This window comes from Aquabacterium sp. (assembly GCF_036273115.1).
GTDB lineage: Bacteria > Pseudomonadota > Gammaproteobacteria > Burkholderiales > Burkholderiaceae_C > Aquabacterium.
In genome coordinates this window covers 260,062-283,236 of record NZ_DASUIN010000002.1, presented here as the reverse complement: position 1 = coordinate 283,236, position 23,175 = coordinate 260,062, and the positions used below count along the sequence as shown (strand labels likewise).

21 protein-coding genes and 2 tRNA genes are annotated in these 23,175 nt (G+C 59.4%); 15 read left to right on the top strand and 8 right to left on the bottom strand.

Annotated features, from left to right (window positions below):
- Positions 1–71 precede the first annotated feature (71 nt).
- From VFW72_RS02020 to VFW72_RS02000, 5 genes are read left to right on the top strand one after another with little or no spacing between them, the layout of a single operon-like run.
- A complete protein-coding gene (locus VFW72_RS02020; protein ID WP_329672586.1) occupies positions 72–2,300 on the top strand; it encodes an ABC transporter ATP-binding protein in 2,229 nt (742 codons plus the stop codon).
- An 11-nt stretch (positions 2,301–2,311) separates the two neighbouring features.
- Entirely contained in the window at positions 2,312–2,788 is a 477-nt protein-coding gene (locus VFW72_RS02015; RefSeq protein WP_329672585.1) for a DUF1854 domain-containing protein, read from the top strand.
- Complete coding sequence (locus tag VFW72_RS02010; RefSeq protein ID WP_329672584.1) at positions 2,788–4,713, top strand: B12-binding domain-containing radical SAM protein; 1,926 nt, start codon at positions 2,788–2,790, stop codon at positions 4,711–4,713. The genes VFW72_RS02015 and VFW72_RS02010 overlap by 1 nt, the downstream gene beginning before the upstream one ends.
- Before the next feature lie 35 nt (positions 4,714–4,748).
- Positions 4,749–6,230, top strand: coding sequence for an aminoacyl-histidine dipeptidase (locus VFW72_RS02005; RefSeq protein WP_329672583.1), 1,482 nt, complete (start codon positions 4,749–4,751; stop codon positions 6,228–6,230).
- A 35-nt stretch (positions 6,231–6,265) separates the two neighbouring features.
- Positions 6,266–7,468 (top strand): patatin-like phospholipase family protein, encoded by a 1,203-nt coding sequence (locus VFW72_RS02000; RefSeq protein ID WP_329672582.1) that lies wholly within the window; start codon positions 6,266–6,268, stop codon positions 7,466–7,468.
- A gap of 43 nt (positions 7,469–7,511) precedes the next feature.
- Here the strand turns inward: VFW72_RS02000 and VFW72_RS01995 are convergent, their stop codons facing one another.
- Together VFW72_RS01995 and VFW72_RS01990 are read right to left on the bottom strand one after the other, a co-directional pair.
- The gene (locus tag VFW72_RS01995; RefSeq protein ID WP_329672581.1) at positions 7,512–8,651 is read right to left on the bottom strand and encodes a LuxR C-terminal-related transcriptional regulator; all 1,140 of its coding nucleotides are present in this window, start codon (positions 8,649–8,651) and stop codon (positions 7,512–7,514) included.
- Entirely contained in the window at positions 8,648–9,811 is a 1,164-nt protein-coding gene (locus tag VFW72_RS01990; RefSeq protein ID WP_329672580.1) for a helix-turn-helix transcriptional regulator, read from the bottom strand. The genes VFW72_RS01995 and VFW72_RS01990 overlap by 4 nt, the downstream gene beginning before the upstream one ends.
- A gap of 209 nt (positions 9,812–10,020) precedes the next feature.
- Between VFW72_RS01990 and VFW72_RS01985 the strand changes: the two genes are divergently transcribed.
- Together VFW72_RS01985 and VFW72_RS01980 are read left to right on the top strand one after the other, a co-directional pair.
- Positions 10,021–11,097, top strand: a complete 1,077-nt coding sequence (locus VFW72_RS01985) for a hypothetical protein (RefSeq protein WP_329672579.1) — start codon at positions 10,021–10,023, stop codon at positions 11,095–11,097.
- A gap of 69 nt (positions 11,098–11,166) precedes the next feature.
- Positions 11,167–11,844 (top strand): PEP_CTERM-anchored TLD domain-containing protein, encoded by a 678-nt coding sequence (locus tag VFW72_RS01980; RefSeq protein ID WP_329672578.1) that lies wholly within the window; start codon positions 11,167–11,169, stop codon positions 11,842–11,844.
- A gap of 48 nt (positions 11,845–11,892) precedes the next feature.
- Here VFW72_RS01980 and yegQ read toward each other — a convergent pair whose 3' ends face one another.
- Positions 11,893–13,272 (bottom strand): tRNA 5-hydroxyuridine modification protein YegQ, encoded by a 1,380-nt coding sequence (gene yegQ, locus VFW72_RS01975; protein ID WP_329672577.1) that lies wholly within the window; start codon positions 13,270–13,272, stop codon positions 11,893–11,895.
- A gap of 73 nt (positions 13,273–13,345) precedes the next feature.
- On the opposite strand from yegQ, the gene VFW72_RS01970 reads away from it, so the two are divergent.
- A complete protein-coding gene (locus tag VFW72_RS01970; protein ID WP_329672576.1) occupies positions 13,346–14,182 on the top strand; it encodes a rhodanese-related sulfurtransferase in 837 nt (278 codons plus the stop codon).
- A gap of 26 nt (positions 14,183–14,208) precedes the next feature.
- Positions 14,209–15,111: a pseudouridine synthase gene (locus VFW72_RS01965; RefSeq protein ID WP_329672575.1), complete on the top strand. Its 903-nt coding sequence runs from the start codon at positions 14,209–14,211 to the stop codon at positions 15,109–15,111.
- A 39-nt stretch (positions 15,112–15,150) separates the two neighbouring features.
- Here VFW72_RS01965 and asd read toward each other — a convergent pair whose 3' ends face one another.
- Positions 15,151–15,996: an archaetidylserine decarboxylase gene (gene asd, locus VFW72_RS01960; RefSeq protein WP_329672574.1), complete on the bottom strand. Its 846-nt coding sequence runs from the start codon at positions 15,994–15,996 to the stop codon at positions 15,151–15,153.
- A gap of 124 nt (positions 15,997–16,120) precedes the next feature.
- Between asd and VFW72_RS01955 the strand changes: the two genes are divergently transcribed.
- Positions 16,121–16,684, top strand: coding sequence for a hemerythrin domain-containing protein (locus VFW72_RS01955; protein WP_329672573.1), 564 nt, complete (start codon positions 16,121–16,123; stop codon positions 16,682–16,684).
- 23 nt (positions 16,685–16,707) lie between these two features.
- Here VFW72_RS01955 and VFW72_RS01950 read toward each other — a convergent pair whose 3' ends face one another.
- Together VFW72_RS01950 and VFW72_RS01945 are read right to left on the bottom strand one after the other, a co-directional pair.
- Positions 16,708–17,742 carry an endonuclease/exonuclease/phosphatase family protein gene (locus VFW72_RS01950; protein ID WP_329672572.1) on the bottom strand — a complete coding sequence of 345 codons (1,035 nt, stop codon included), beginning with the start codon at positions 17,740–17,742 and terminating at the stop codon, positions 16,708–16,710.
- Positions 17,743–17,762: 20 nt separating this feature from the next.
- On the bottom strand, positions 17,763–18,449 hold the full coding sequence (locus VFW72_RS01945) for an OmpA family protein (protein WP_329672571.1): 687 nt from the start codon (positions 18,447–18,449) through the stop codon (positions 17,763–17,765).
- Between the two features lie 95 nt (positions 18,450–18,544).
- Here VFW72_RS01945 and VFW72_RS01940 point away from each other — a divergent pair, with 95 nt between their 5' ends.
- Genes VFW72_RS01940 through VFW72_RS01920 form a run of 5 tightly spaced genes read left to right on the top strand, consistent with a single transcriptional unit; the run spans position 18,545 to position 22,883 of the window.
- Positions 18,545–18,961 (top strand): PA2779 family protein, encoded by a 417-nt coding sequence (locus tag VFW72_RS01940; protein ID WP_329672570.1) that lies wholly within the window; start codon positions 18,545–18,547, stop codon positions 18,959–18,961.
- The gene (locus VFW72_RS01935; protein WP_329672569.1) at positions 18,958–19,974 is read left to right on the top strand and encodes a PA2778 family cysteine peptidase; all 1,017 of its coding nucleotides are present in this window, start codon (positions 18,958–18,960) and stop codon (positions 19,972–19,974) included. The genes VFW72_RS01940 and VFW72_RS01935 overlap by 4 nt, the downstream gene beginning before the upstream one ends.
- Positions 19,947–21,317 carry a serine protease gene (locus VFW72_RS01930; protein ID WP_329672568.1) on the top strand — a complete coding sequence of 457 codons (1,371 nt, stop codon included), beginning with the start codon at positions 19,947–19,949 and terminating at the stop codon, positions 21,315–21,317. Before VFW72_RS01935 ends, VFW72_RS01930 begins: the two co-directional genes overlap by 28 nt.
- Positions 21,299–22,309, top strand: a complete 1,011-nt coding sequence (locus tag VFW72_RS01925) for an FHA domain-containing protein (RefSeq protein WP_329672567.1) — start codon at positions 21,299–21,301, stop codon at positions 22,307–22,309. The genes VFW72_RS01930 and VFW72_RS01925 overlap by 19 nt, the downstream gene beginning before the upstream one ends.
- On the top strand, positions 22,299–22,883 hold the full coding sequence (locus VFW72_RS01920) for a flavin reductase family protein (protein WP_329672566.1): 585 nt from the start codon (positions 22,299–22,301) through the stop codon (positions 22,881–22,883). The genes VFW72_RS01925 and VFW72_RS01920 overlap by 11 nt, the downstream gene beginning before the upstream one ends.
- Before the next feature lie 32 nt (positions 22,884–22,915).
- On the opposite strand, the gene VFW72_RS01915 is transcribed toward VFW72_RS01920, so the two are convergent.
- Both VFW72_RS01915 and VFW72_RS01910 read right to left on the bottom strand, forming a co-directional pair.
- Positions 22,916–22,991, bottom strand: a tRNA-Lys gene (locus tag VFW72_RS01915).
- A 103-nt stretch (positions 22,992–23,094) separates the two neighbouring features.
- Positions 23,095–23,170 (bottom strand) — tRNA-Lys (locus VFW72_RS01910).
- Positions 23,171–23,175 lie beyond the last annotated feature (5 nt).

The window sequence follows — 23,175 nt, the reverse complement described above, 5'->3', positions numbered from 1 at the left end:
AGCGGGATCTCTTGAAACTCGGTTGTGCCGGCGGCATTGGGCGAAAATAGGGAGCCTGATACGGGAAACACATGCTCACACACCCTTCACAAGAGACTCTTCGCCCCTCGCAGCCGATACCGCTGGCTGTAGGTGAAAACGTTTTAGCATCATTTTCGGTTGACTTGGACCTGCAACTCCAGTTTGGCCGTGGTGAATTGGTCCTGAGCAACCAGAGATTGCTGTCGCTCAAGGCGGGTGGCACCAGTTGGGAAACTTGGGATCTGCACCCCGGGTTGAGCCTGAAGCACCACGACCACGCCGGGGTGGGCACCCTGGAATTGCATGATACGGAAAAGCGTATCGCCCTGTGGCGTTTCACGCTGGACCAGCACAGTGCCGCCATGCGGTTGGTGGAACAGTTCGAACGTCAGCAGGCCGCTCAGCAATCCGGGCAAGCCCAAGAGGAAGACGAAGCCGGCGTGTGCCCCACTTGCCATGCCCAGATTCCGCCCGACGCCGAAGAGTGCCCGGTCTGCAACCGCGAAAGCCAGACACCGCCCTCGACCTGGGTGCTGCTGCGCCTGTGGCGCTTTGCCCAGCCGTACCAGTGGCAACTGCTGCTGGGCTTCTTGCTGACCCTGGGCTCCACCGCCGCCACACTCGTGCCGCCCTACCTGACCATGCCCTTAATGGACAAGGTGCTGATTCCCTTCCAGAACGGCCAGAAAATCGACCCGATGCTGGTGGGCGGCCTGTTGGGCGGCTTGCTGGCCTCGGCCTTGTTCGCCTGGGCCTTGGGCTGGGCGCGCACCTATGTGCTGGCGCTGGTGTCCGAGCGCATCGGTGCCGACCTGCGCACCACCACCTTCGAACACCTGCTGCGCCTGTCGCTCGACTACTTCGGCAGCAAGCGCACCGGTGACCTGATGAACCGCGTCGGCTCGGAAACCGACCGCATCAACGTCTTCCTGTCGCTGCACGCGCTCGATTTCGCCACCGATGTGCTGATGATCGCCATGACGGCCGCGATTCTGGTGTCCATCAACCCCTGGCTGGCGCTGGTCACCCTGGTGCCCCTGCCCTTCATCGCCTGGTTGATTCATCTGGTGCGCGACCGCCTGCGTACCGGCTTCGAGAAGATTGACCGCGTATGGGGTGAAGTCACCAATGTGCTGGCTGACACCATCCCCGGCATCCGCGTGGTCAAGGCCTTTGCCCAGGAAAAGCGCGAAGCCAACCGCTTCCGCGCCGCCAACCAGTACAACCTGGAAGTCAACGACAAGCTCAACAAGACTTGGTCGCTGTTTTCGCCGACCGTGTCGCTGATGACCGAAATCGGTCTGCTGGTGGTGTGGGCCTTCGGCATCTGGCAGGTTTCGCAAAACCACATCACCGTGGGTGTGCTGACCGCCTTCATTGCCTACATCGGGCGCTTCTACGGCCGGCTTGACTCCATGAGCCGCATCGTCTCCGTCACGCAAAAGGCGGCGGCTGGCGCCAAGCGTATTTTTGACATCCTCGATCACGTCTCGAACGTGCCCGATCCGGTCAACCCAGTGAAACTGGGCCCGATCGAAGGCCGCATCGAAATGAATGGCATTGGCTTCCGCTACGGTAGCCGCACCGTGATCCGCAACCTCAGCCTGGACATCAAACCCGGCGAAATGATCGGCCTGGTCGGCCACAGCGGCAGCGGCAAGAGCACGCTGGTGAACCTGATCTGCCGCTTTTATGACGTGACCGACGGCGCCATCAAGATCGACGGCACCGACATCCGCCGCATTGCCGTGTCGGACTTCCGCCAGAACATTGGCCTGGTGCTGCAAGAGCCCTTCCTGTTCTTTGGCACCATTGCCGAAAACATTGCCTACGGCAAGCCGGACGCCACACGCGAAGAAATCATCGCTGCGGCGCGCGCGGCCCACGCGCACGAGTTCATCTTGCGTCTACCTCAAGGTTACGACTCGTTGGTGGGTGAACGCGGCCAAGGTTTGTCCGGCGGCGAGCGCCAGCGCATTTCGATTGCGCGCGCCCTGCTGATCAATCCCCGCATCCTGATCCTGGACGAAGCCACCTCGGCCGTGGACACCGAAACGGAAAAGGAAATCCAGAAGGCGCTGGACAACCTGGTCCAAGGCCGCACCACCATCGCGATTGCCCACCGCTTGTCTACCCTGCGCAAGGCCGATCGACTTGTGGTGATGGACCGCGGCCAAGTGGTAGAAGTGGGTCCGCACGACGAACTCATGGCCCAACAAGGCGCTTACTGGCGTCTGTATGAAGCCCAGGCTCGCAAGGCCGAACAAGACGCCATTTGAGGAGCGGCCCCATGAACACCAACAGCGCTAACTTGAAACTCAGCCGCAATACGTTTGGCAAGCTGGTCTATGTCGATGCTGAGGGCGTCGAACACGTGGGCGTCACCCCCGTACGCGCCTTCCCCATTGCGGCCCCCGAGGAAGGCTTGTCCCTGGTCAGCACCGACGGCCACGAGCTGGCCTGGGTCTCGCGCCTGGCTGACCTGCCAGCAGCGACGCGCAGCCTGATCGAAGAAGACCTGGCCATTCGTGAGTTCACGCCCACGGTGGCTCGCATCTTGAAGGTATCCACCTTCTCTACCCCCAGCACCTGGGATGTCGACACAGACCGGGGGCCGACCCAATTGGTGCTGAAATCCGAAGACGACATCCGCCGTCTGGGCGAGGGTCAGCTGCTGATCTCCAGCAGCAATGGTCTGCAATTTCGCATCGGCAATTGGCGCGACCTCGACAAGCATTCCAAAAAGCTGTTGGAGCGCTTCCTGTGATGGCGAGTGCGACGGAGAAAGCAGCCATTCGCGTGCTGTCGCTCATCCCCCCGATGACACAGCTCAACACGCCCTACCCGTCTACCGCCTACCTCACTGGCTTCTTGCGCTCCCGCGGTGTGCCGGCCTTTCAGGACGACCTGGCCCTGAAACTGGTGCTGCGCCTGTTCACCCGCGAGGGCTTGCAGGCCGTGCTCGACCGCGTCAAGGCCGTGCCCCGCAAAGCGCGCACGCCCGCCCTGCAATCGTTCGAAGAACAGTTTGAACGGTATGCCGACACCATTGGCCCCACCCTGAGGTTTCTGCAGGGCAAAGACTCCACCTTGGGGCACCGCATCTGCAATCGCAGCTTTCTGCCCGAGGGGCCTCGCTTTGACGCCATCGAGCACTACACCGTGGGCGAAGAAGGCGAAGATCCGATTGGCTGGGCCTTTGGCTCGCTGGGCATGCACGACCGCGCCAAGCACCTGGCCACGCTGTACCTGAACGACCTGGCCGATGTGCTGCGCGATGCGGTCGATGAACGCTTTCAGTTCGTGCGCTACGCCGAATCGCTGGCCGCCAGCCAAGCCTCCTTTGACCCTTTGGCCGACGCGCTGGAAGCCCCGTCCAATCTGGTCGATAAGCTCTTGGCGGAATTAACGGTCGAGGCAGTCGAGCGACACCAGCCCCAACTCGTGCTCGTGTCCACGCCCTTTCCCGGCAATGTGTACGCAGCCTTCCGGATGGCACAGACCATCAAGGCCCGCTTCCCGCACATCCATACCGCGCTGGGTGGCGGCTTTGTGAACACCGAGTTGCGTGAACTGAGCGAAGCCCGCGTATTCGACTACTTCGACTTCGTCACGCTGGACGCCGGTGAGCGCCCTCTGCTGGCCCTGCTCGAGCACCTGCAAGGCAAGCGCAGCAAACAACGACTGGTGCGCACCTTTGTGCGCGACGCCGAATCAGGTCAAGTCAAGTACATGAACTGGGCCGAGCCCGATGTGCCCTTTACCGAAGTGGGCACACCCACCTGGGATGGCCTGCCCCTGACCGAGTATTTGTCGCTGTTGGACATGCTCAACCCCATGAACCGACTGTGGTCAGACGGACGCTGGAACAAGCTCACCATCGCGCACGGCTGCTATTGGAAGAAATGCAGTTTCTGTGACATCAGCCTGGACTACATCGGCCGATACGAAAACGCCACGGCCGAGATCCTGGTCGATCGCATCGAGGCCATCGTGAAAGAAACGGGGCAAACCGGCTTTCACTTTGTCGACGAAGCGGCGCCACCAAAGGCACTCAAGGCGTTGGCGCACGAACTCATCAAACGCAAAGTCCAGATTTCGTGGTGGGGCAATATCCGATTTGAAAAGTCCTTCACCCCCGAACTTTGCCAACTCTTGTCCGACAGTGGCTGCATTGCCATTTCAGGCGGGCTGGAAGTCGCGTCTGACCGCTTGCTGGCCTTGATGAAAAAAGGTGTGTCGGTCGAACAGGTGGCCAAGGTCACCCGCTCGTTCACCGAGGCGGGCGTGTTGGTGCATGCCTACCTCATGTACGGCTTCCCCACCCAAACCGTGCAAGACACCGTCGACGCGCTGGAATACGTGCGCCAACTGTTTGAAAACGGATGCATTCAAAGCGGCTTCTTTCACCGTTTTGCCTGCACTGTGCACTCGCCCGTGGGCATGAACCCCGAGGAATACGGCGTGACCCTGCAGGCCTTGCCGCCCGTGTCCTTTGCCAAGAATGACATCGCCTTCATCGACCCGACCGGGGTGGACCACGATGCCATGGGCCGCGCCCTGAAAAAGGCCATCTACAACTTCATGCATGGCGTGGGGCTGGACTCCGACGTGCGCAGCTGGTTTGACGTGCGCGTGCCCCGGCCCACCGTGAACCGCCAGCGCATTGCCAAGGCCCTGGCCGAAGCCTGACACCGTACTCACGCACCCACACCCCAGCCTGCCCGATGTTCGAGAACCTGCAACCCACCATCGTTTGGCAACACTTTGCCACCCTGTGCCAGATTCCGCGCCCATCGAAACATGAGGGGCCCCTGCGTGACCATCTGCAGCACTGGGCACAAGCGCGTCAACTCGAAACCATCATTGACACGGCTGGCAATCTGATCATTCGCAAGCCTGCCTCGAAGGGCTGTGAGACGGCACCTGGCGTGGTGCTACAGGCACACCTCGACATGGTCTGCCAGAAGAACGCCAACTCGAACCATGACTTCACCCGCGACCCGATTCGCGCGGTGGTCGAAAATGGCTGGGTGAAAGCCCCCGACACCACGCTGGGTGCAGACAACGGCATGGGCGTGGCCATGATGCTGGCCGTGCTGGAAGACACCGGACTGAAACATGGCCCCATTGAAGCTCTGTTCACGGTGGACGAAGAAGCCGGCATGGGCGGTGCACACGGTCTTCAACCGGGCTTGCTGCAAGGCAGACTGATGCTGAACCTGGACACCGAAGAGTGGGGCGAGTTTTACCTGGGTTGCGCGGGCGGAGTCGACGTGAATGTCGAGCGGCCCGGGCAAGCGCAGTCTTTGCCAGATGGCTACGTGCCACTCAAGATCAGCCTGCAAGGCCTGCGTGGCGGCCACTCGGGTGTCAACATCCATGAAGGCCGGGGCAACGCCATCAAATGGCTGGTGCGTGTGCTGTTGGACTTGAGCCAGCGGTTCGATGTCCGCCTGTCCAGCCTGCAAGGCGGCACGGCGCGCAATGCCCTGCCTCGCGAAGCATTTGCCACCCTGGCTGTTCCTGCCCAGCATCAAACGTCGATCGCTGCCGCAGTCGAGCAATGGCAAGACCTGCTGATTCAAGAATGGTCGGACATCGAGCCCAAGCTGGCTTTGCGCATCCAAGCCGCAGAAGGCGTCACCCAAATCTTGTCGACCGCAGAACAAGCCATCTGGCTGAACAGCCTGAATGCCGCCCCCCATGGCGTGCAACGCATGAGCTTGAAGGTGCCCGGCGTGGTCGAAACCTCCAACAACCTGGGCATGGTCGATGTGCGACCTGCGCACGGTTCGTGCAACTTCATGGTGAGGTCACTGATCGAGTCAGGCTTCAATGCGCTGGCCGACCAGATCATCAGCCTGTTCCAACTGTCGGGCACCTCGGCCTCGGCCAGTGGCCAATACCCTGGCTGGGCACCCAACCCGGCTTCACCCTTGCTGGCGCAGTGCCAGGCCGTGTACCGACAACTGCATGGCCAAGACGCTCACCTGCAGGTGATTCACGCTGGACTGGAATGCGGCTTGATTGCTGCCAAATATCCGGGCATGGATATCGTGTCCTTTGGCCCCACCATCCGCGGCGCGCACGCGCCAGGTGAAGCGGTGGAGATCAAGGCCGTGGATCGAACCTGGTCACTGCTGCGGCACATCCTGCAGGCCCTCGCCAACGGCGCTTGTGAACCTGCGACGTCGCTGCCATACTGACAGCCACCACTTGCTCCACCGCGAAAGGACTCGCCATGAGTTCCCACTCTCGCGCAGTACCCTCGTCGTCCAGATTACCCTCTTCGCCTTGTGGTGAATGGGATACCGTCGCCTTGGTGCTGCAAGGCGGCGGCGCTTTAGGTTCTTACCAAGCCGGTGTGGTTGAAGGCTTGCTCGAAGCGGGCATAGAACCCGACTGGGTTGCCGGCATTTCAATTGGCGCACTCAACAGTGCCATCATTGCCGGCAATGCTCCCGAACACCGCCTATCGCGACTGCAGGGATTTTGGGAAACCATCTGCAGTCCGCCACGCGGGCTGTCGCTAGGGGCCTTGCCGAGCATACCGTTCGCTCAAACCCTTCACACCCCGATCAGCAAAGTACGCAGTGCGGTCGAAGCAGGGCTGACCCTGACTATGGGACAAAACGGGTTCTTCTGCCCACGGGGCCTTTCTCCTTGGCTGGCACTGGATGAGCCCGTCACGGACGTGAGTTTCTATGACACCTCGGTGTTGAAGTCCACGCTGGAAAGCTTTGTCGATTTCGACCGCATCAACGCTGGCGTGGTGCGCGTGTCGGTGGGGGCCGTTGACGTTCAGACTGGTAACTTCACCTACTTCGACAACACTCAAGGTCCCGCCAAAGGCTGCATGCGGCCCGAGCACTTCATGGCCTCGGGAGCCCTGCCACCCGGCTTTCCAGCCGTCGAAGTCCAGGGCCGCTATTACTGGGACGGCGGCCTCGTCTCGAACACGCCATTGGCAGAGGTACTGCACGCTTCACCGCGTCGCAACACGCTGACCTTCCAGGTGGACCTGTGGAGCGCCAAAGGCCCCTTGCCCACCAATGTGTTCGACGCGCAAGAGCGGCAAAAGGACATTCAGTACTCCAGCCGTACCCGCGCCATCACCGACATCATGCAGCACCAGCAACGCAACCGGCACCTGCTGCGCGAGTTGCTGGAACTGATCCCGGAAAAAGATCGGCAGACCAACCCCTGGTGCCGTCAGGCTGCAGAAGAAGCCTGCTCCAGGCAGTACGCTGTCATTCACCTGATCTACCAGGACAAGGAATGGGAGGGCCATGCCAAAGACTACGAATTCAGCTTCCAGACCATGCAAACGCACTGGCACACGGGGCTGAAAGACATTCGCCACACTCTGAGCCATCCTGAATGGTTGCGCCTGCCTCCCGATGGCCAGGAATTCGTGACCTACGATCAACACCGCAGCCATTAAGCGACAAAACCAGTGGACATGCGCAATATCGTCCACGCCTTGGTCATATCAAGGACGGTGGCATGGAAGCGAGTTGTCGAACCAGTTGTGCTTGCCTAGATACGCCCATCTTCTCCATGGCCGCACGAATTTGTGTTCGTATGGTGTTCAGGGAAACCCCATGCTTGGACGCAATGGCTTCCGCAGACAAGCCTTCTTTCAACGCAATTGCCACTCTCGCTTCAGCGGGACTCAGGTCATATGTGGCCGCGACAACGAAAGGATCCAGCTTGTCATGGTGAAGCTGATCATGAAGCAACACCAAAGCCAAGCCCTTTGAGCCGAATGCACCCAGCGATGTGTCGGGCCGCATCGCGTATAGGTAGACTCCCCAGCACCCCCCCGTTGCCCCCATCATGCGGAGGAAAACTTTTTCCGAAGCCTCCCCCCCGAGATAAGAGCGGGATGACAAACCCAACGAACGAAGAGCGATCAACAGTTGCGCATCATCCGAAAGCAACGATCCACTGAGCAGCCCACCCTTATCAAACAACACCTGCTCCCGGTTTAACAAATCGCGAGCAGAGGGATTGCAGAAAACAATTCGACGGGTTTCGTCGAGCAACAACATGGGCTGAGGCATGCGTTGCAGCAGTTCTAGCCCTAGCGCAGCCGGTTGCATGGCCTCCCGGCGCCTCATGAAGATGGTGACGGCATTGTGCAAGTGCATTCCCAATCGACGAATCAGATCCTCCTCGTATTCGTTCACAGGCATTGCCCCATTGGGACGATGAACACCCCAAATGGCCGCTTGCTCGTTGTCTTCATAGACTTTCATCCCCGAGGAATACCGACCGCCATAGGGAATCAAAAATTCTTGATAGAAGGGACTCTGGGCAACAAACGCTTCATCAAAATGGCGATGGCAACTCAACACCTGTCCGACAGGGCTGCTCATAACCAGCGCCGCTCTCGGATCAATCTGGTGATATTTCCGAATGAAGTCCAACGCCGCCTCTGGATTCGCTTCCCCAACCTCAAAACTGAAGGCCATCGCTCCATTGCTCTTGATGGCACCGTACAGGTTCACAACTTGCGCACTCAGAAGCTGTCGAACCTTTTCCAGGCCCACCCCCCACGGAACCTGATCGCTTGATGCCCGATAGAAATCGATGATGATGTCATCCAGGTCAGAATCGGTCATGTGCCTACCCCCAATCGACGCGGCATGCATGCCAGAAGGCTTACCAGTTCCGCCTGGCGGTTCGCACCTGTTTTGGTCATCACCCCCCGAATCTGCGTGCGTATGGTCGCCAATGAAACCCCTCGCTCCAGTGCTATTTCATCAGCGCTCATCCCTTGCCCCAATGCCATGAATACGCCCGCCTCGGCCGGACTCAAGTCCCACATTGCCGCCACCACAAAAGGATCCGTCTCCAACGTCGCCTCTGGTGCATGAAGCATGACCAGTGCCAGGTCTTTCGAACCGAAAGCCCCCATTGATTCGCTCGCTCGTAACGCATAACAATGCAAGCCGATCCAATCACCTTGCCTATTGGATAAGCGCACAAACGACCTGTTCACAGCAACCGAGTCAGGCTGATCCCCCGGATACGAACCACCGGATAGACCAAGACTTCTGAGCGCCAGCAAAATTTGAGCGTCACCATCACGGTCTGGACCTCCAAGCAAGTTGTCATGACAACGAATGGGATGTGTTCCCTTGAGCAACTCACTGGCCTTGGCATTCTCGAAAACGATGCGACGTGTCTCGTCCAACAGCAAAATTGGGTAGGGCAAGCGTCTCAGAGCATCCAATCCAACTGACATGGCACCTGTCAAGGGCTGCATCGAGAGATGCATCGACAGAGCCTGCTCCAAATGCCTCCCGAGTCGATGCATCACTGCTTCATCGTCGCTCGTCATTGGCGTAGCCGTCGTCCCTCGATGAACGGCACACAGCACCACCGTGTCGCTGTCTTCATAAGCCTTGATCGCAGTGCAATACCGTAGGCCGTAAGGAATCAAGAACTCTTGGTGATAGGGGTCTGTCGCAACGAACTCTTCGCTGAAATGCTTATGGCAGCTCATTACGTGACCAACGGGCTGCATCAACAGCACAGGCGTTCTTGGCTCAATCTGGTGATAGCGACGGATGAAGTCAAGCGCTGCTTGTGGGGACATGTCCCCCACCTCAAAACTGAATGCGACGGTTCTGCTGGTCTTTGACAGGCCGTGCAACGTGACCACTCGCGCGTCAAGCAATAAACGCAAATGTTCGAGAGCTACGCCCCATGGTTGCTCACCTGACGCCGATCTGTAGAACTGGACGATGACATCGTCAATGGCCTGAAGGCAACTCATCTTTTGCGTCCCCCACGCGCCGAGGCGGCATCACAGCCCCCCCCTTGCCCGGACTTTATTCGGCCCTAACTCACTTGCGCAAACACCACCCCCACACATGAGGGGCACTCATCAATTTGCATGATGCTCGCAATCATTCATTTTCCTAACCTCAAGCAAATATTGCAGCGGCAATGCCACCCGGAAACGCTTCAACAAAAGGATTATTCATGAAATACCTAGCATTAATTTTCATAGTATTTTCCATAGCAGGGTGCGGAGGCAGTGGCAGCAACGAAGCCGATTCCACCTACTTTGGTGTAACGGGCGTAAAAGACGGCTCGTCATATACCGTTTGCATTAAAGACATGGAGTATGTTGACCCCGGAAGTGACTCTGGCAAAGCTGTCACAGCAAATTTGGTTGCCTACTACAAACTAACGGGAGAGATAAAGTCACTCAGTGGTACAGGCCAAACCTGCCAAGAGAAATTTCCCCAAGCGGCGACCAGCATCACGGTAGCGTTCTACAACGACAATGTGAGAGGCGCATCCGTTAGCAGCGACAACTCGGATAGCGGCGGGCAAAACAATGGAGGAAACAGCACCTCCATAACCTATTTCCAATGGCAAGGCAGCGTAAACGGAGCTGGCGTGCGTGACAGCAGCGGAAAGGTATTTGGATTTCGCGCTTCAGACGGACAGATGTTTTACTGGCCTGGTGGGGGAGTCGAGACCAAGTTGAATGGCCTCTCACTGTCCGGCATCAATCTGATGAACAACGGCCGCGCGATTGGTGGCGTATATCTCAGCGCAGCGGCGGGCGGAGGAAAGCTGGCAGTTTTATATTGCAGCGATGGCAGCCTGATGGCCATTGACATTGATGCAAGTGGTTGGAGCTATCAATGCAATGGCGTCGGCGGAGGAAGCGGAACCATAACCGGAGGCACGGGAGGAAACCAAAATGGAGGCCAGACGTCAACCTCCTACATTACTTGGCTCAATAGCAGCAATGGCGAAAACGTCATGGATGCCAGCGGGGATGCCTTCAAATTCAACAGCCAAACGAAGTGCCTCTACAGCTTGAATAGACAGACTGAATACTCAAATGCCTGCTTGTCTACGACCGGATATGGCTACCTTGGCTATTTTGATGGAACCCCAGTTTACGTAGTACTCGCACGAGCCCAAAACGGAACCTCATGCGTCGCAGTCTTTACGGACAGCAATTATTACGCAGTGGACATATACACCGACAACACGAAGGAATATTTTTCATCCACCAATGAAAAATGGCAGCCTTGCTGATTTCATCCGAAAACGCGACAGACAGCCCATCAAGCCCACGCACCTCATCATGTTTTAAAGGAGAAAACCATGCGTTCAATATTGATCATGTCATGCGCATTGACCTTTTCCATTCAGATTTACGCCACCCCAATAGGGTATGCATCTGAAATACTGGACGATGCAAAAGCCGCCAAGCTTGAGGCCTGGCTTGGAAATGGTCCGATTAAACTCACAAATATTTTCACAAAGGACGCTGACGACACGTCATACGACTTTCATGCGCAAGTGGATGGGAAAGGCCCCACATTCGTGCTGTTCTCCGTAACCAGTGGGGCGACCGGAGAAACAAATATCGTGGGTGGCTACAATCCGGTGTCTTGGAGTTCCGATAATGTCTACAACATGACTCCAGACCCGGCTGAAAAAGTTGCTTTTATATTCAACTTATCCAAAGATATCAAACTAACGCAGCGACTGGATTTTCAGGGCGACTACCAAACATATAACAATTCAGCATACGGCCCTACTTTTGGCGGGGGACACGACATTTTTGTCGGTCACGAACTCAGCTCCGTGCACTCCTGGCTTTGGTCCTATGGAGCAGACGAAGACTTGACCCAATCGATTGTGCCCAACAGTCGCTTCAACCCCATTCAGAAAATGGAAGTGTTCGCCATCACGGCGGTGCCGGAGCCCTCAGCTTTTGCCTTGGCTGGCATAGGCGCGCTGATCGTCTTGCGCTCAAAAAAACGTCATCCGGTCTAAGCCTCTATCGGCAGCGACGCGCCCTTTTCGGAGCATCGCTGCATTCGATCAGGCCTCCTGCGGCTCCAACAAACGCGCCAACAGCGCACCGCTGTACTTCTCTTCCAGCGGAATGCGCACATGCAAAGGGCTGCCCGGGGCCACCTCAATGGCCTCGCCGTCCATATTGCGCATCGCATCCAGCTTCACAATCTGGTTGCCACTGGGGTGAATGATTTCGATGTGGTCACCCACGGCGAACTTGTTCTTCACCTCAACCTCGGCCCAGCCATCGGCCACGCCGCGCACCTCGGCCACGAACTTGCTGCGCTGAAATTCCGAATGGCCGGTGATGTAGTTCTGGTAGTCCTGCGCGGGACGGCGCTCCAGCAAACCGCCGGTGTAGCCGCGGTTGGCCATGCCTTCCAGTTGCAGCAACAAGTCCTTGTTGAACGGGCGCCCCGCCTTGGCATCATCAATGGCTTGGCGATAGACCTGGGCCACGCGCGCCACGTAGTACAGCGACTTGGTGCGCCCTTCCACCTTCAACGAATCGATGCCGATCTTGACCAGGCGTTCCACGTGCTCGACCGCACGCAGGTCTTTCGAGTTCATGATGTAAGTGCCATGCTCATCTTCCATGATGGGCATGAGCTCGCCTGGACGTCCCGCCTCTTCGATCAAGTAGACCTGATCGGCCGCCGGGTGGCGCTTGCCATCGCCACAGGCCGAGAACGCCTTTTCGGCGTCTTCCTGCTCTTTGGCGAAATTGAAGTCACCTTCCAGCTTGATGGGAATGACCTCGCCCGTGTCAGACGCTTGCGTGCCTTGGTAAGTGTTGTACTCCCAACGGCACGCATTGGTGCAGGTGCCCTGGTTAGGGTCGCGGCGGTTGAAGTAGCCTGACAGCAGACAACGCCCCGAGTAGGCGATGCACAGCGCCCCGTGCACGAACACCTCCAGCTCCATGCTGGGGCATTCCTGACGGATCTTTTCGATTTCGTCCAGGCTCAACTCGCGCGACAAGATGATGCGCTGCACGCCCATCTTTTCCCAGAACTTCACCGTGGCGTAGTTGGTGGTGTTCGCCTGCACCGACAGATGAATCGGCACCTCGGGCCACTTTTCGCGCACCATCATGATCAGGCCTGGGTCGGCCATGATGATGCCGTCGGGCTTCATTTCGATGATAGGTTCGATGTCGCGCAGGTAGGTGCGCACCTTGTCGTTGTGCGCAATCAGGTTGCTGGTTACGTACAGCTTCTTGCCGCGCTGCTTGGCCTCCTGAATGCCTTGCTGCAATTGCTCCAGGCGGAATTCGTTGTTGCGCGCACGCAGGGAATAGCGGGGCTGCCCCGCATACACCGCGTCGGCTCCAAAGTCGAAAGCGGCACGCATTTTTTCCAGCGAGCCGGCGGGCAAAAGCAATTCAGTGGCAGGACTTGTCATAGCCCGCTATTTTGCCGTGGAGTGAATGCCCCCGGCTCAACGCCCTGCGCTCTGCGATGCGACAATTTCGGGCATGAATGCCCCTGAAGCACCCGCGAATCAAATTCACGCCTCGTTTTACAAATTCGTGCCGCTGGCCGACCCCGACGCGGTAGCCGAAGCCCTGCGCGACGTGACCCGTCACGTCATGGGCAGCATCATCGTGGCCGAAGAAGGCATCAACGGTGTGATGGCGGGCCCCGAGGCAGCCCTGACCGAGGCAGAAGAGGCCTTGAGGCACGACCCACGCTTTGGCGGAGCCTTCACCGACATCGTGTTCAAACACAGCCCCTGCCAAACCCGTCCATTTTTCAAGATGAAAATTCGCCGCAAACGCGAAATCGTGGCCTTTGGCATTGACGGCATCACCGGGCTGACCGACAACCGCGCCGCGGCCAACCATGTGCCCCCCGAGCAATGGCGGGAACTGATTCAACGCGACGACGTGGTCGTGCTGGACAACCGAAACAGCTTCGAGTACCGCCTGGGCCACTTCGACCACGCGGTGGACCCCAAGGTCAATAACTTCCGCGACTTCCCGCGCTACGTGGAAGAGCACGCTGACGAATGGAAGGCCCAGGGCAAGAAGGTGGCCATGTACTGCACCGGTGGCATTCGCTGCGAAAAAATGAGCGGCTGGATGCAGGACAAGGGGCTGGATGTTTACCAGCTCGAAGGCGGCATCCTGAATTATTTCCTGACCCTGCCCGATGCCAACAAGGACTGGCAAGGCGAGTGCTTCGTGTTTGACAGCCGGGTCGCCATCGACACCCACTTGCAGGAAACGCCCACCACCATCGACCAGGTCTATGACCCCAACGAGCCAGAAGAAAAGTGGCGCCTGGAACGCGCTCATCGTCTGGACCCCTGATCGCGCCAGCCAGCCACTGCGCCCCGATGAACCGCAACTTCACCCCGCCCACGGTGGATGGCGTCAGTGCCAGTTCACTGGTGCTGCCTCCCGGCCCTTGGCTGCGCCTGATCGACTATCTGGTGCATCGCCTTCCCGCTGTGAGCCGTGAAGATTGGCTGGCCCGCATGCAAGCCGGAGAAGTGCTCGATGAGCAGGGCCAGACACTCGGCCCCGAGGCCCGCTACCGCAAACAAACGCGTGTTTATTACTACCGGCGCCTGGCTTACGAACACCCGATTCCGTTTGAGGAAACCGTCCTGTTTCAAGATCAGTGGATCGTGGTGGCGGACAAGCCGCATTTTCTGCCGGTGGTGCCCTCGGGCCGCTATGTGCAGGAAACCTTGCTGGTACGACTCAAGCGCAAGCTGGGAATCGACACGCTCACACCGATGCACCGCATTGACCGGGACACCGCTGGCTTGGTGCTGTTTTCCATTCAACCGCACACCCGTGCAGCCTACCAGCACCTGTTTCGCGACAAGACCATCTCGAAACAGTACGAGGCCATCGCCCCCACCCGCACCGATCTGAGCTGGCCCTACACCCACTGTAGCCGGCTGCAGGAAAGCGCCCAGTTCATGGCCATGGAAGAGGTCGCTGGCCCCATCAATGCCGAGACCGTGATCGACGTTCTTGAGCAGCGCGGCAATCTGAGCCGCTATCGCCTGCAGCCCATCACCGGACAGAAGCACCAGCTGCGTGCTCACATGTCAGCCCTGGGCATGCCCATCGTCAACGATCTGTACTACCCCGTACTGCAGCCAGACCACATCCCCGACTACAGCAAACCTTTGAAGCTGCTGGCTCAAACGGTGAGCTTCACGGACCCGATCACCGGGGAAGGTCGGACCTTTCAGTCGCAACGCTCTCTGGACTGGCCGAACTGATCGCGGCGAAGGCGATCAAGCCGATGGCACCGCGGCCAATCAGTTGCGCGACATCGCCTCGCCCATGCGCACCGGACGAGCGGCTTCCCAAGCCGGGTTGAACTGAACGTGGCCTTCCTTGGGAAACAGCAAAACCACGGTCGAGCCCAACAGGAAACGCCCCATCTCATCGCCCTTTTTCAGCACGATGTTCTGGTCGTCGTAACGCCATTCGCGCACATTGCGGGTGCGGGGTGGGTTGACCACACCGTGCCACACGGTGGCCATGCTGCCCACAATGGTGGCCCCGACCAAGGTCAGAACAAAGGGGCCTGTTGCCGTTTCGAACACGCACACCACCCGCTCGTTGCGAGCGAACAAGCCAGGCACGCCGCGGGCCGTGGCCGGGTTCACCGAGAACAGATCGCCCGGCACATAAATCATTCGAGTCAGACGCCCATCGCAGGGCATGTGAATGCGGTGATAGTCCTTGGGGCTGAGGTAAATCGTGGCGAAGGTGCCATCTTCAAACTCAGCCGCCAGCTTGGCATCGCCCCCCACCAGGGCGCGGGTGGAGTAATGGTGGCCTTTAGCCTGAAAGATCTGGTCTTTCTTGATCGCACCCAACTGGCTGATGGCGCCATCGACCGGGCACACCAAAGCCTTGTCTGCCAAAGGACGTGCCCCGGCTTTCAAGGGGCGGGTGAAGAATTCGTTGAACGTGGGATACGCCGAGAAATCAGGATTCGCGGCCTCTGCCATGTTCACGCCGTACTTGCCCGCAAACCACTTGATGAAGGCGGTCGTCGCCCCACCCCCACGCAAATTGGCCAGGCGACCGGCCAAGGCCGTCAATGCCTGTTTGGGCAGAAGGTATTGCGACAGTACGAACAGACGATCAGACACGGAGATTCCTCATGGCGCAAACCGATTGCGCAGCAGGGGCAGGATTCTATCGGGGTTGACCTAACGCAAGCCCAGCCAAGCGATGGCAGAGAGAATGAATCAGTGATTTCCCCTAGGAGCCGACATGCCTGTGACAGCCACCTCGACCCCTGCCGATTCGGCCTCAGCTGAGATTTCCAACGTGGAACCATTTGAGGTTCTGGACGCCACCCACCAGCAAATCGTGACCGCTTTGCAGCAACTGACGCAACTGGTCTCCCATCTGCGGGAAAACGGTGTTGATCGTCATGCCCAAGACACCGCCAAGAGTCTGTTCCTGTTTTTCATGAACACGGCGCGCCAGCACCATCTGGATGAGGAGAAGCACGTCTTCCCACAGTTGATCAGCAGCGGCGATGACCAACTGATTCACACCACATTGCGCCTTCAGCAAGACCACGGCTGGATCGAAGAAGACTGGTTGGAGTTGGCTCCCCAGATCGAATCGATCTCAGCGGGCTACAACTGGTACAACATTGAGCAGCTCGAACATGCCGTTCCGGTGTTCGCAGCGCTTTACCACGACCACATGCGTCTGGAGGAATCGCTGATCTACCCTGAGGCCCGAGCACGCATTTCCAGCTGGAACCTCAAGAGCATGGGACGGGAGATGGCGGCACGGCGACGCCCGGGGCGCTTGGCCGCTTGAATGCCCCGACGCGGTAGGCCAGATCAGTCGCGATGCACCAGCAGATCGGCAATCACAGGCCGATGCTCGGAAGCCTCTTTGCCGCCCACGTCACAGTGAGCCACGCCTAAGTCATCGCTGACCAGAATGTGGTCGATCCGGTTGATTGACCATCCCGGGCGCAAGGAATGTCCATGGGTGTAGCCATAGCCCAGGCCTGCGGCGGAGTACGCATCGCGCAGCCCCGCCCCCAAGAGGGTCTGGACTACCATCGAGCGCTCAGGCGCATTGAAGTCTCCGGCCATGATGACGGGCCGCTGCGTTTCGCGAGCCAGCAACTGGTCACGCAAAGTACCCGCCTGGATCAAGCGGGCCTGAAAGCTCTTCTTCCAGTTCGTCGATCCGGCCAATGACTTGGCACGCAAGGCATTGAGCCCTTCCCGCGGCGACAACAGGTGCACCGTGTACAGGTCGATGTCTTTCCCGTACGCGGTGATCACGCAATGTACATAGGTATGCGTTTCGTTGAAATACGAGACGAAGGCCGGCGCACAATCGCGCATCGGCAGGCGGCTGGCCACAATGAACTGGCCATAGGCATAGAAATCGCGATCACCGATCAATTTTTGAGCGGCATCCGACAACGGGCGGCGCGTGGCTCCCGCTTCTCCCGCGTCCTGCATGACCACCACATCGGGATCATGCTGGTTCACCTCCCAGGCCAAGCGCCCCAGTCCCCCGGTTTGCTGAATATTCAGGAAGGCCTTGACGTTGTAGGTCATCAGGCGCACACGCCCTGCCCCTTCATCGCCCTTGGACAGCACCAGCCCCATCACCGGGCCCAGCACCACCAGCAAGGCGGCCAAGGCCACAAGGCGCCAGCGCCAGGGCTGAGTCAACGCCAGTACATTCACCGCCCCTACGGGCAACAACCACCCCCAGAACGGCGCGTACTGGAGGGCGGCAAACAACCAGTGATGCTCTGCCCCCCAAAGCAGAATCGCCCACCAGAGCAGGCCGCCGCTGAGTGCGAGCACGATCAGCCCGCGCACCAACACAGCCCACCCCGACGCACGCATCTCCACTGCCCTGTTGAGACTCAGTTGGACTCGGACACAAAGATCTCGACGCGACGATTCTGGGCGCGACCATCTGCCGAATCGTTTGGTGCAATGGGCTCGCGCTCACCGCGGCCTTCGGCGCTCAGGTTGGAAGAACGCACGCCCTGGCCTTGCAGGTAGTGCATGACCGACTGCGCACGGGCCATCGACAGCTTGTCGTTGGCTGCATCACCGCCGACATCATCGGTGTGACCCACCACACGAGCGCGCAAACCGCAGTACTCGCGCAGCGATTTGGCGACCTGATCCAGCGTTTGCTGGAAAGCAGGCTTGACGGCGGATTGACCGGTTTCAAACAGCAATGAACCGGGGATGTTCATCTTGACCGAACCATCGGGCATTTCAGTCAGGCTGATCGACGCCTTGTACTGCGAACCGATCAAAGCGCCGCTCAATGCGCCCAGCAAGGCGCCATTGCGTGTGCCCACACCACGGTTGTCCGCCACGCGGTTGCCAATGACGCCGCCCAGCACAGCACCTGCCACCGCGCCAATGGCGGCATTCTTGCCTTGCGAGTTGGGCAGGCCCTTGCAGCCGAACATGCCGCCTTCAGATTGTTGCTGGCCTGCACCGCCAGGGGTGGTGCCGCAGGCAACCAGTGCAAACGACAAGAACGTTGTGCCAAACACCACAGCGCCACGGCGCATCCACATGCCAGAATTCATAGCGATCCCCTTTGAAAAACAACAGGGGCCGAGTTTAGCGACTGTTGTTGACAAAAGATTCACTCTCAACCTGTTCATCACCTGGAGTTTCGGACATGACTCGAGTCAAACGCAGCATTTCGGCCGTTGTCGCCGCATCGGTCCTGTTGTCGAGCGCCTGGAGCACCGCGCAGGCCGCCAGCATTTCCACCCAAGAGTTCGCCGCCGCACAGGCCGCTGAGTCAGGCCTGCCTGACGCCAGTGCAGCACGAGCCCAGATCGATGCGGCCCTGGCTCGCGCCGACCTTCAAGCCGCCCTGGCCGAAAAAGGGGTCAACCTTGACCAGGTACGAGCACGCGTCGCGGCCCTGACCGACGACGAAGCTCAATTGTTGGCCGTCCAGATCGATCAAGCCCCCGCAGGCGCCTCCGATGTTCTCGGCGTTCTGGTTTTCCTGTTTGTCCTGCTATTGGTCACCGACATCCTGGGCCTGACCAAGGTCTTCCCCTTCACCCGCTCGGTTCGCCGTTGATCGCACCCCGCCTCGGTATCAGACAGGGGGCCATCCTCCTGTCTGCCACCTTGATGCTGTCGGCTTGCGGCCTCCTGCCGGCCACGCCGCAGAGTGACGCCTTGCTCGGGTCTTCGACCCCTTCATCCATGGCCTGGCAGGGCACTCGCCAATGGGAACAATCGAACTTGCCGATCGTTCTGCAAGAGCCCGACTATTGCGGGCCGGCCGCGCTGGCGATGGTGCTGACTCAGGCGGGCCTCGTTGCCGACCAACAAACACTCGCCGGCAAGGTTTTTCTGCCTGAACGCTCGGGCACGCTTCAAGCTGAAATGCTGTCTGGCCCTCGCCAGTTCGGGGCCCTGGCCTACGAGCTCAATGGCCAGTTAACCTCTTTGCTCGACGAAAGCCAAGCCGGCCACAGCCCTGTCGTGCTACTCAACCTCGGGCTCGATTGGGCACCGCGCTGGCATTACGCGGTGGTCATGGGATTCGATCTGGACCGAGGCGAGATCGTTTTGCGAAGTGGCACCAGCCCCCGTGAGGTCATGCCGCTGCGAACCTTCGAGCACACATGGCGCCGCGCTCGGCACTGGAGCATGGTGGTCGCACGCCCCGGCACCGTCCCCAACTCGGTCACACCAGAGTCAGCGGAACGCGCGGCCTTGGGCTTCGCTCAAGTGGCATCCGCTGCTGACCAACTTCCGGTCTGGACCAGCCTCGTTCAACGCTGGCCTGATCGGCTGCTCGGTTACCTGGCCTGGGGCAATGCACTCCAGACACTGGGGCGGCACCAGGAAGCCGCCCGGCATTTTGAACAGGCGGCGCATCGTTTCAACAGCGCCGCGGCCTGGAACAACCTCGCGCAGACCCAGCTGAAACTCGGTCGCCGAGCAGAGGCCAGACAATCCGCAGAGCGCGCCCTCGACATTGCCCAGACACGCGAACCTCGATGGCTACCTGCCATTGAGGACACCCTTCACTCCATCGATCAAGCCAAGCCCACATGCGTGCCTCCTACACCCGGCTGCTGAACGCCGGACTCGCTGCCGCCGGACTACTCCTGTCCTCGGGCGCAATGGCCCAAGGGCCTCACGACGGACATCACGCTCCAGCCCCCGCCAACGCCGCCAGCACGCCTGCCCCACCCAGTCTGTCCGCGTCGGCCAAGCGCATCTACGACCAAAGCCGACTGCAATTGCTGCAAGTGCGAACCTTGCTGAAAGGTCAAGACAGCCAGGCGTCCGTCGGCTCGGGCTTTCTGGTCGATGAGTCCGGCTTGCTGATCACCAACTACCATGTCGTCAGCCAGTACGCTCTGGAGCCCGATCGCTACCGCCTTCGCTTCGCCACAACCGATGGACTCGAGGGCCCAGTCGAGCTAATTGACATCGATGTCAGACATGATCTGGCCCTGCTCCGGCTGCCGGCAAGGCACCCAGCCATCCGGGGTGCGCTGCCCTTCCGCCCTGCTTCTCAGCCCTTGACAAAAGGCGAACGCATTTTCTCCATGGGTAACCCGCGCGATGTCACGTTCGCGGTCGTTGAAGGCAACTTCAATGGCCTGGTCGAGCGGTCATTCGACCCCTTGATCTACTACGCAGGCAGCATCAACCCCGGCATGAGCGGCGGCCCTGTGCTCGATGACGAAGGCCGAGTCGTCGGCATCAATGTCTCGGCCATGGTGTTTGCCGAGCAAATCAGCTTCCTGGTTCCTGGCGGCGATGCGCAGGCACTGCTGGAGCGCTCACGCACCAAAACACACCCCCTCGCTACGCCAGTGTGGCCCACCATCACCCAGCAAGTGTTGGCCTACCAGGACGAACTGACCCGCCGCTTCCTCGCTCAACCCTGGCGTGATGGCGGTCACGAGCACTACCGCCTGCCCATGCCGCAAGAGCAGTTCATGCGCTGCTGGGGTGGCAACACGGCCAGCGAAGCCAAGGGCATTCGAACCGAATCAACACGCTGCCGAATGGAGCACAACCTGTTCATTCGCGACAGCCTGCGCCTGGGCTATCTCGACTTCGAGCAATACCGCATGGATGGCAAGCAGATTGGCCCCTTGCGTTTTTCGCGCCTGTACAGCCAGCGATTCGGCGCCAATGCCAGCATGAACACCGGCAAAGAACGTACCGCGCCCCAGTGCAAGGAGTCGTTCGTGGACAGCCATGGCCTGCCCGTACGGGCCGTGGTGTGCATGAACGCCTACAAGAAACTCAAAGGCTTGTACGACCTGACCGTTCTGGCCGCCACCGTTGACGATGAACGGCAAGGCGTGCAAGGACAGTTTGAGGCCAACGGCGTGAGCTTTGGCAACGCCATGAAACTGACTGCTCATTACCTCGAAGGGTTCGGATGGAAGCGCGCGCACTGATCGAACTGCTGGATCGCCATGACGAGGTGATCGGCCGCTATCGCGTGGGCCCCGAGCCCATTCGAATTGGCCGGGGACTCGGCTGCGACATCGTGCTGGAGGACCCCTACACCGCCGAGCACCACGCCAGCCTGCGCACCACAGACGAGGGCTGGCTGCTCGAGTTGCCTCATAGCCTGAATGGGGCCTGGCACGAGGGCGTTGCGCTTGCCGTTGACGAGCAGCACGCCCTGCCAGCAGGTGCAGAAATCGAGTTGGGGCAGACCCGTCTGCGTTTACGCCATCCCATGCAGGCCATGGCGGCAGAACTGCCCCTGCCCCTCGATCACCACCACAAGCAAAGTAAATGGCGCCGCTACTTGCCTTCGCCGAAAGCCATGCTGTTGCTCGGCCTGGTATGCGCCTGGAACCTAGGCAGCAACTGGCTGGATAGCCCCCCAGGCAGCCCGTGGTCGGCCTACTTCGATGAATTGCTCGCCACCCTCGGCTTTGCCGCACTGTGGGGTGGCTTGTGGAGCATCATCAACCAGATCTTCCGGCGCGAAATGCCCTTCTGGCAGCATCTGCAGCACGGCATGGTGGCCTATCTGCTGGTGGGCGCCATGACCCTTGGCATGAGCCTGGCGGCGTACTCGCTCTCATGGCCGGTGCTGTCTCACCTGTCGGGCTGGGCCAGTACCGTCGGCGCGCTGACCGCGTGCTGGTTCTGCGCGCGCCAGATCTGGCCCAAACGACAACGCCGGGCCGCACTGGCGCTGACCGTGCTGGCGCTGCTGATCTGGGTCCCCCCAACCATCAAGCTCTACTCGAATCAGCATCGCTGGCTGCAGCCCTTGTACATGACCACTCTACCGCCGCCATCGCTTCGCTTGGCTACCCCGGTCGCCACATCGGCATTCGTTCGAGACGCCAGCGAACTGGAGTCGTCTCTGATCCGTGCCGCGCAACAAGACGCCGACAAGCCCGACGAGCACGACGGTGATGAAGACTGACATGCAGGCCAAGCCCGAGTCATCACACGACCCCGTGCCGCTGGAGAAGGCCTACCTCCTGCTGAATCACGGGCCCGTGACGTTGATCAGCAGCTGCCACCAAGGACGGCGCAACGTGATGGCCGCCTCGTGGGCCATGCCGGTCGATTTTTCGCCGCCGAAAATGGCCGTGGTAATCGACCGCCAGACCTACAGCCGGGAGTTGATCGAACGCAGTGGCGAACTGGTCATCAACATCCCCTCAGACCGCATGCTTGAAGCCATCGTGCATGCCGGCACAGCCAGCGGGCACAGCGTAGACAAACTGCGTGAACTGCCTGAGTTGTGTCCGGGAAGCCATGTGGCAGCACCGCTCATTGCCGGTTGTCTGGCCTGGCTCGAATGCAAGGTGTTGCCGGAACCTCACAACCAGCGCCAACACGACCTGTTCATTGTCGAAGTACTGGCTGCGTGGGCCGATCCAAGTGTTTTCCGACAAGGGCGCTGGCTCTTTGAAACAGGCGGCCCCAGAACGGTTCACTACAGCGCAGGTGGGCAATTCTTTTTGACCGGCGAGGCCAAGCAAACCAAATAAAAAAGCCACCCGATTGGGTGGCTTTGGAATTTTGGTGGGCCCTGTAGGATTCGAACCTACGACCAACGGATTAAGAGTCCGCTGCTCTACCAACTGAGCTAAGAGCCCGCACCTGGTATCTTCTTTCGAAGACCGCTAGAACTGGTTATCTAGCGAAGACTCACATTATATACACAAATTTTGTGTCACAACGAAGTCTTTGAAAATTTTTTGGTGGGTCGGGCGAGACTCGAACTCGCGACCAACGGATTAAAAGTCCGCTGCTCTACCGACTGAGCTACCGACCCCCGGC

What these genes read in the sequence shown, in the direction of transcription:
- VFW72_RS01985 (WP_329672579.1), top strand. Translation starts at nt 10,021, where the DNA reads ATGAAATACCTAGCATTAATTTTCATAGTATTTTCCATAGCAGGGTGC.
- VFW72_RS01950 (WP_329672572.1), bottom strand. Translation starts at nt 17,742, where the DNA reads ATGCGTGCGTCGGGGTGGGCTGTGTTGGTGCGCGGGCTGATCGTGCTC.
- yegQ (WP_329672577.1), bottom strand. Translation starts at nt 13,272, where the DNA reads ATGACAAGTCCTGCCACTGAATTGCTTTTGCCCGCCGGCTCGCTGGAA.
- VFW72_RS01925 (WP_329672567.1), top strand. Translation starts at nt 21,299, where the DNA reads ATGGAAGCGCGCGCACTGATCGAACTGCTGGATCGCCATGACGAGGTG.
- VFW72_RS02005 (WP_329672583.1), top strand. Translation starts at nt 4,749, where the DNA reads ATGTTCGAGAACCTGCAACCCACCATCGTTTGGCAACACTTTGCCACC.
- VFW72_RS02010 (WP_329672584.1), top strand. Translation starts at nt 2,788, where the DNA reads ATGGCGAGTGCGACGGAGAAAGCAGCCATTCGCGTGCTGTCGCTCATC.
- VFW72_RS01970 (WP_329672576.1), top strand. Translation starts at nt 13,346, where the DNA reads ATGAATGCCCCTGAAGCACCCGCGAATCAAATTCACGCCTCGTTTTAC.
- VFW72_RS01920 (WP_329672566.1), top strand. Translation starts at nt 22,299, where the DNA reads ATGAAGACTGACATGCAGGCCAAGCCCGAGTCATCACACGACCCCGTG.
- VFW72_RS01940 (WP_329672570.1), top strand. Translation starts at nt 18,545, where the DNA reads ATGACTCGAGTCAAACGCAGCATTTCGGCCGTTGTCGCCGCATCGGTC.
- VFW72_RS01990 (WP_329672580.1), bottom strand. Translation starts at nt 9,811, where the DNA reads ATGAGTTGCCTTCAGGCCATTGACGATGTCATCGTCCAGTTCTACAGA.
- VFW72_RS01930 (WP_329672568.1), top strand. Translation starts at nt 19,947, where the DNA reads ATGCGTGCCTCCTACACCCGGCTGCTGAACGCCGGACTCGCTGCCGCC.
- VFW72_RS01955 (WP_329672573.1), top strand. Translation starts at nt 16,121, where the DNA reads ATGCCTGTGACAGCCACCTCGACCCCTGCCGATTCGGCCTCAGCTGAG.
- VFW72_RS02015 (WP_329672585.1), top strand. Translation starts at nt 2,312, where the DNA reads ATGAACACCAACAGCGCTAACTTGAAACTCAGCCGCAATACGTTTGGC.
- VFW72_RS01945 (WP_329672571.1), bottom strand. Translation starts at nt 18,449, where the DNA reads ATGAATTCTGGCATGTGGATGCGCCGTGGCGCTGTGGTGTTTGGCACA.
- VFW72_RS01980 (WP_329672578.1), top strand. Translation starts at nt 11,167, where the DNA reads ATGCGTTCAATATTGATCATGTCATGCGCATTGACCTTTTCCATTCAG.
- VFW72_RS01965 (WP_329672575.1), top strand. Translation starts at nt 14,209, where the DNA reads ATGAACCGCAACTTCACCCCGCCCACGGTGGATGGCGTCAGTGCCAGT.
- VFW72_RS01995 (WP_329672581.1), bottom strand. Translation starts at nt 8,651, where the DNA reads ATGACCGATTCTGACCTGGATGACATCATCATCGATTTCTATCGGGCA.
- VFW72_RS02000 (WP_329672582.1), top strand. Translation starts at nt 6,266, where the DNA reads ATGAGTTCCCACTCTCGCGCAGTACCCTCGTCGTCCAGATTACCCTCT.
- VFW72_RS02020 (WP_329672586.1), top strand. Translation starts at nt 72, where the DNA reads ATGCTCACACACCCTTCACAAGAGACTCTTCGCCCCTCGCAGCCGATA.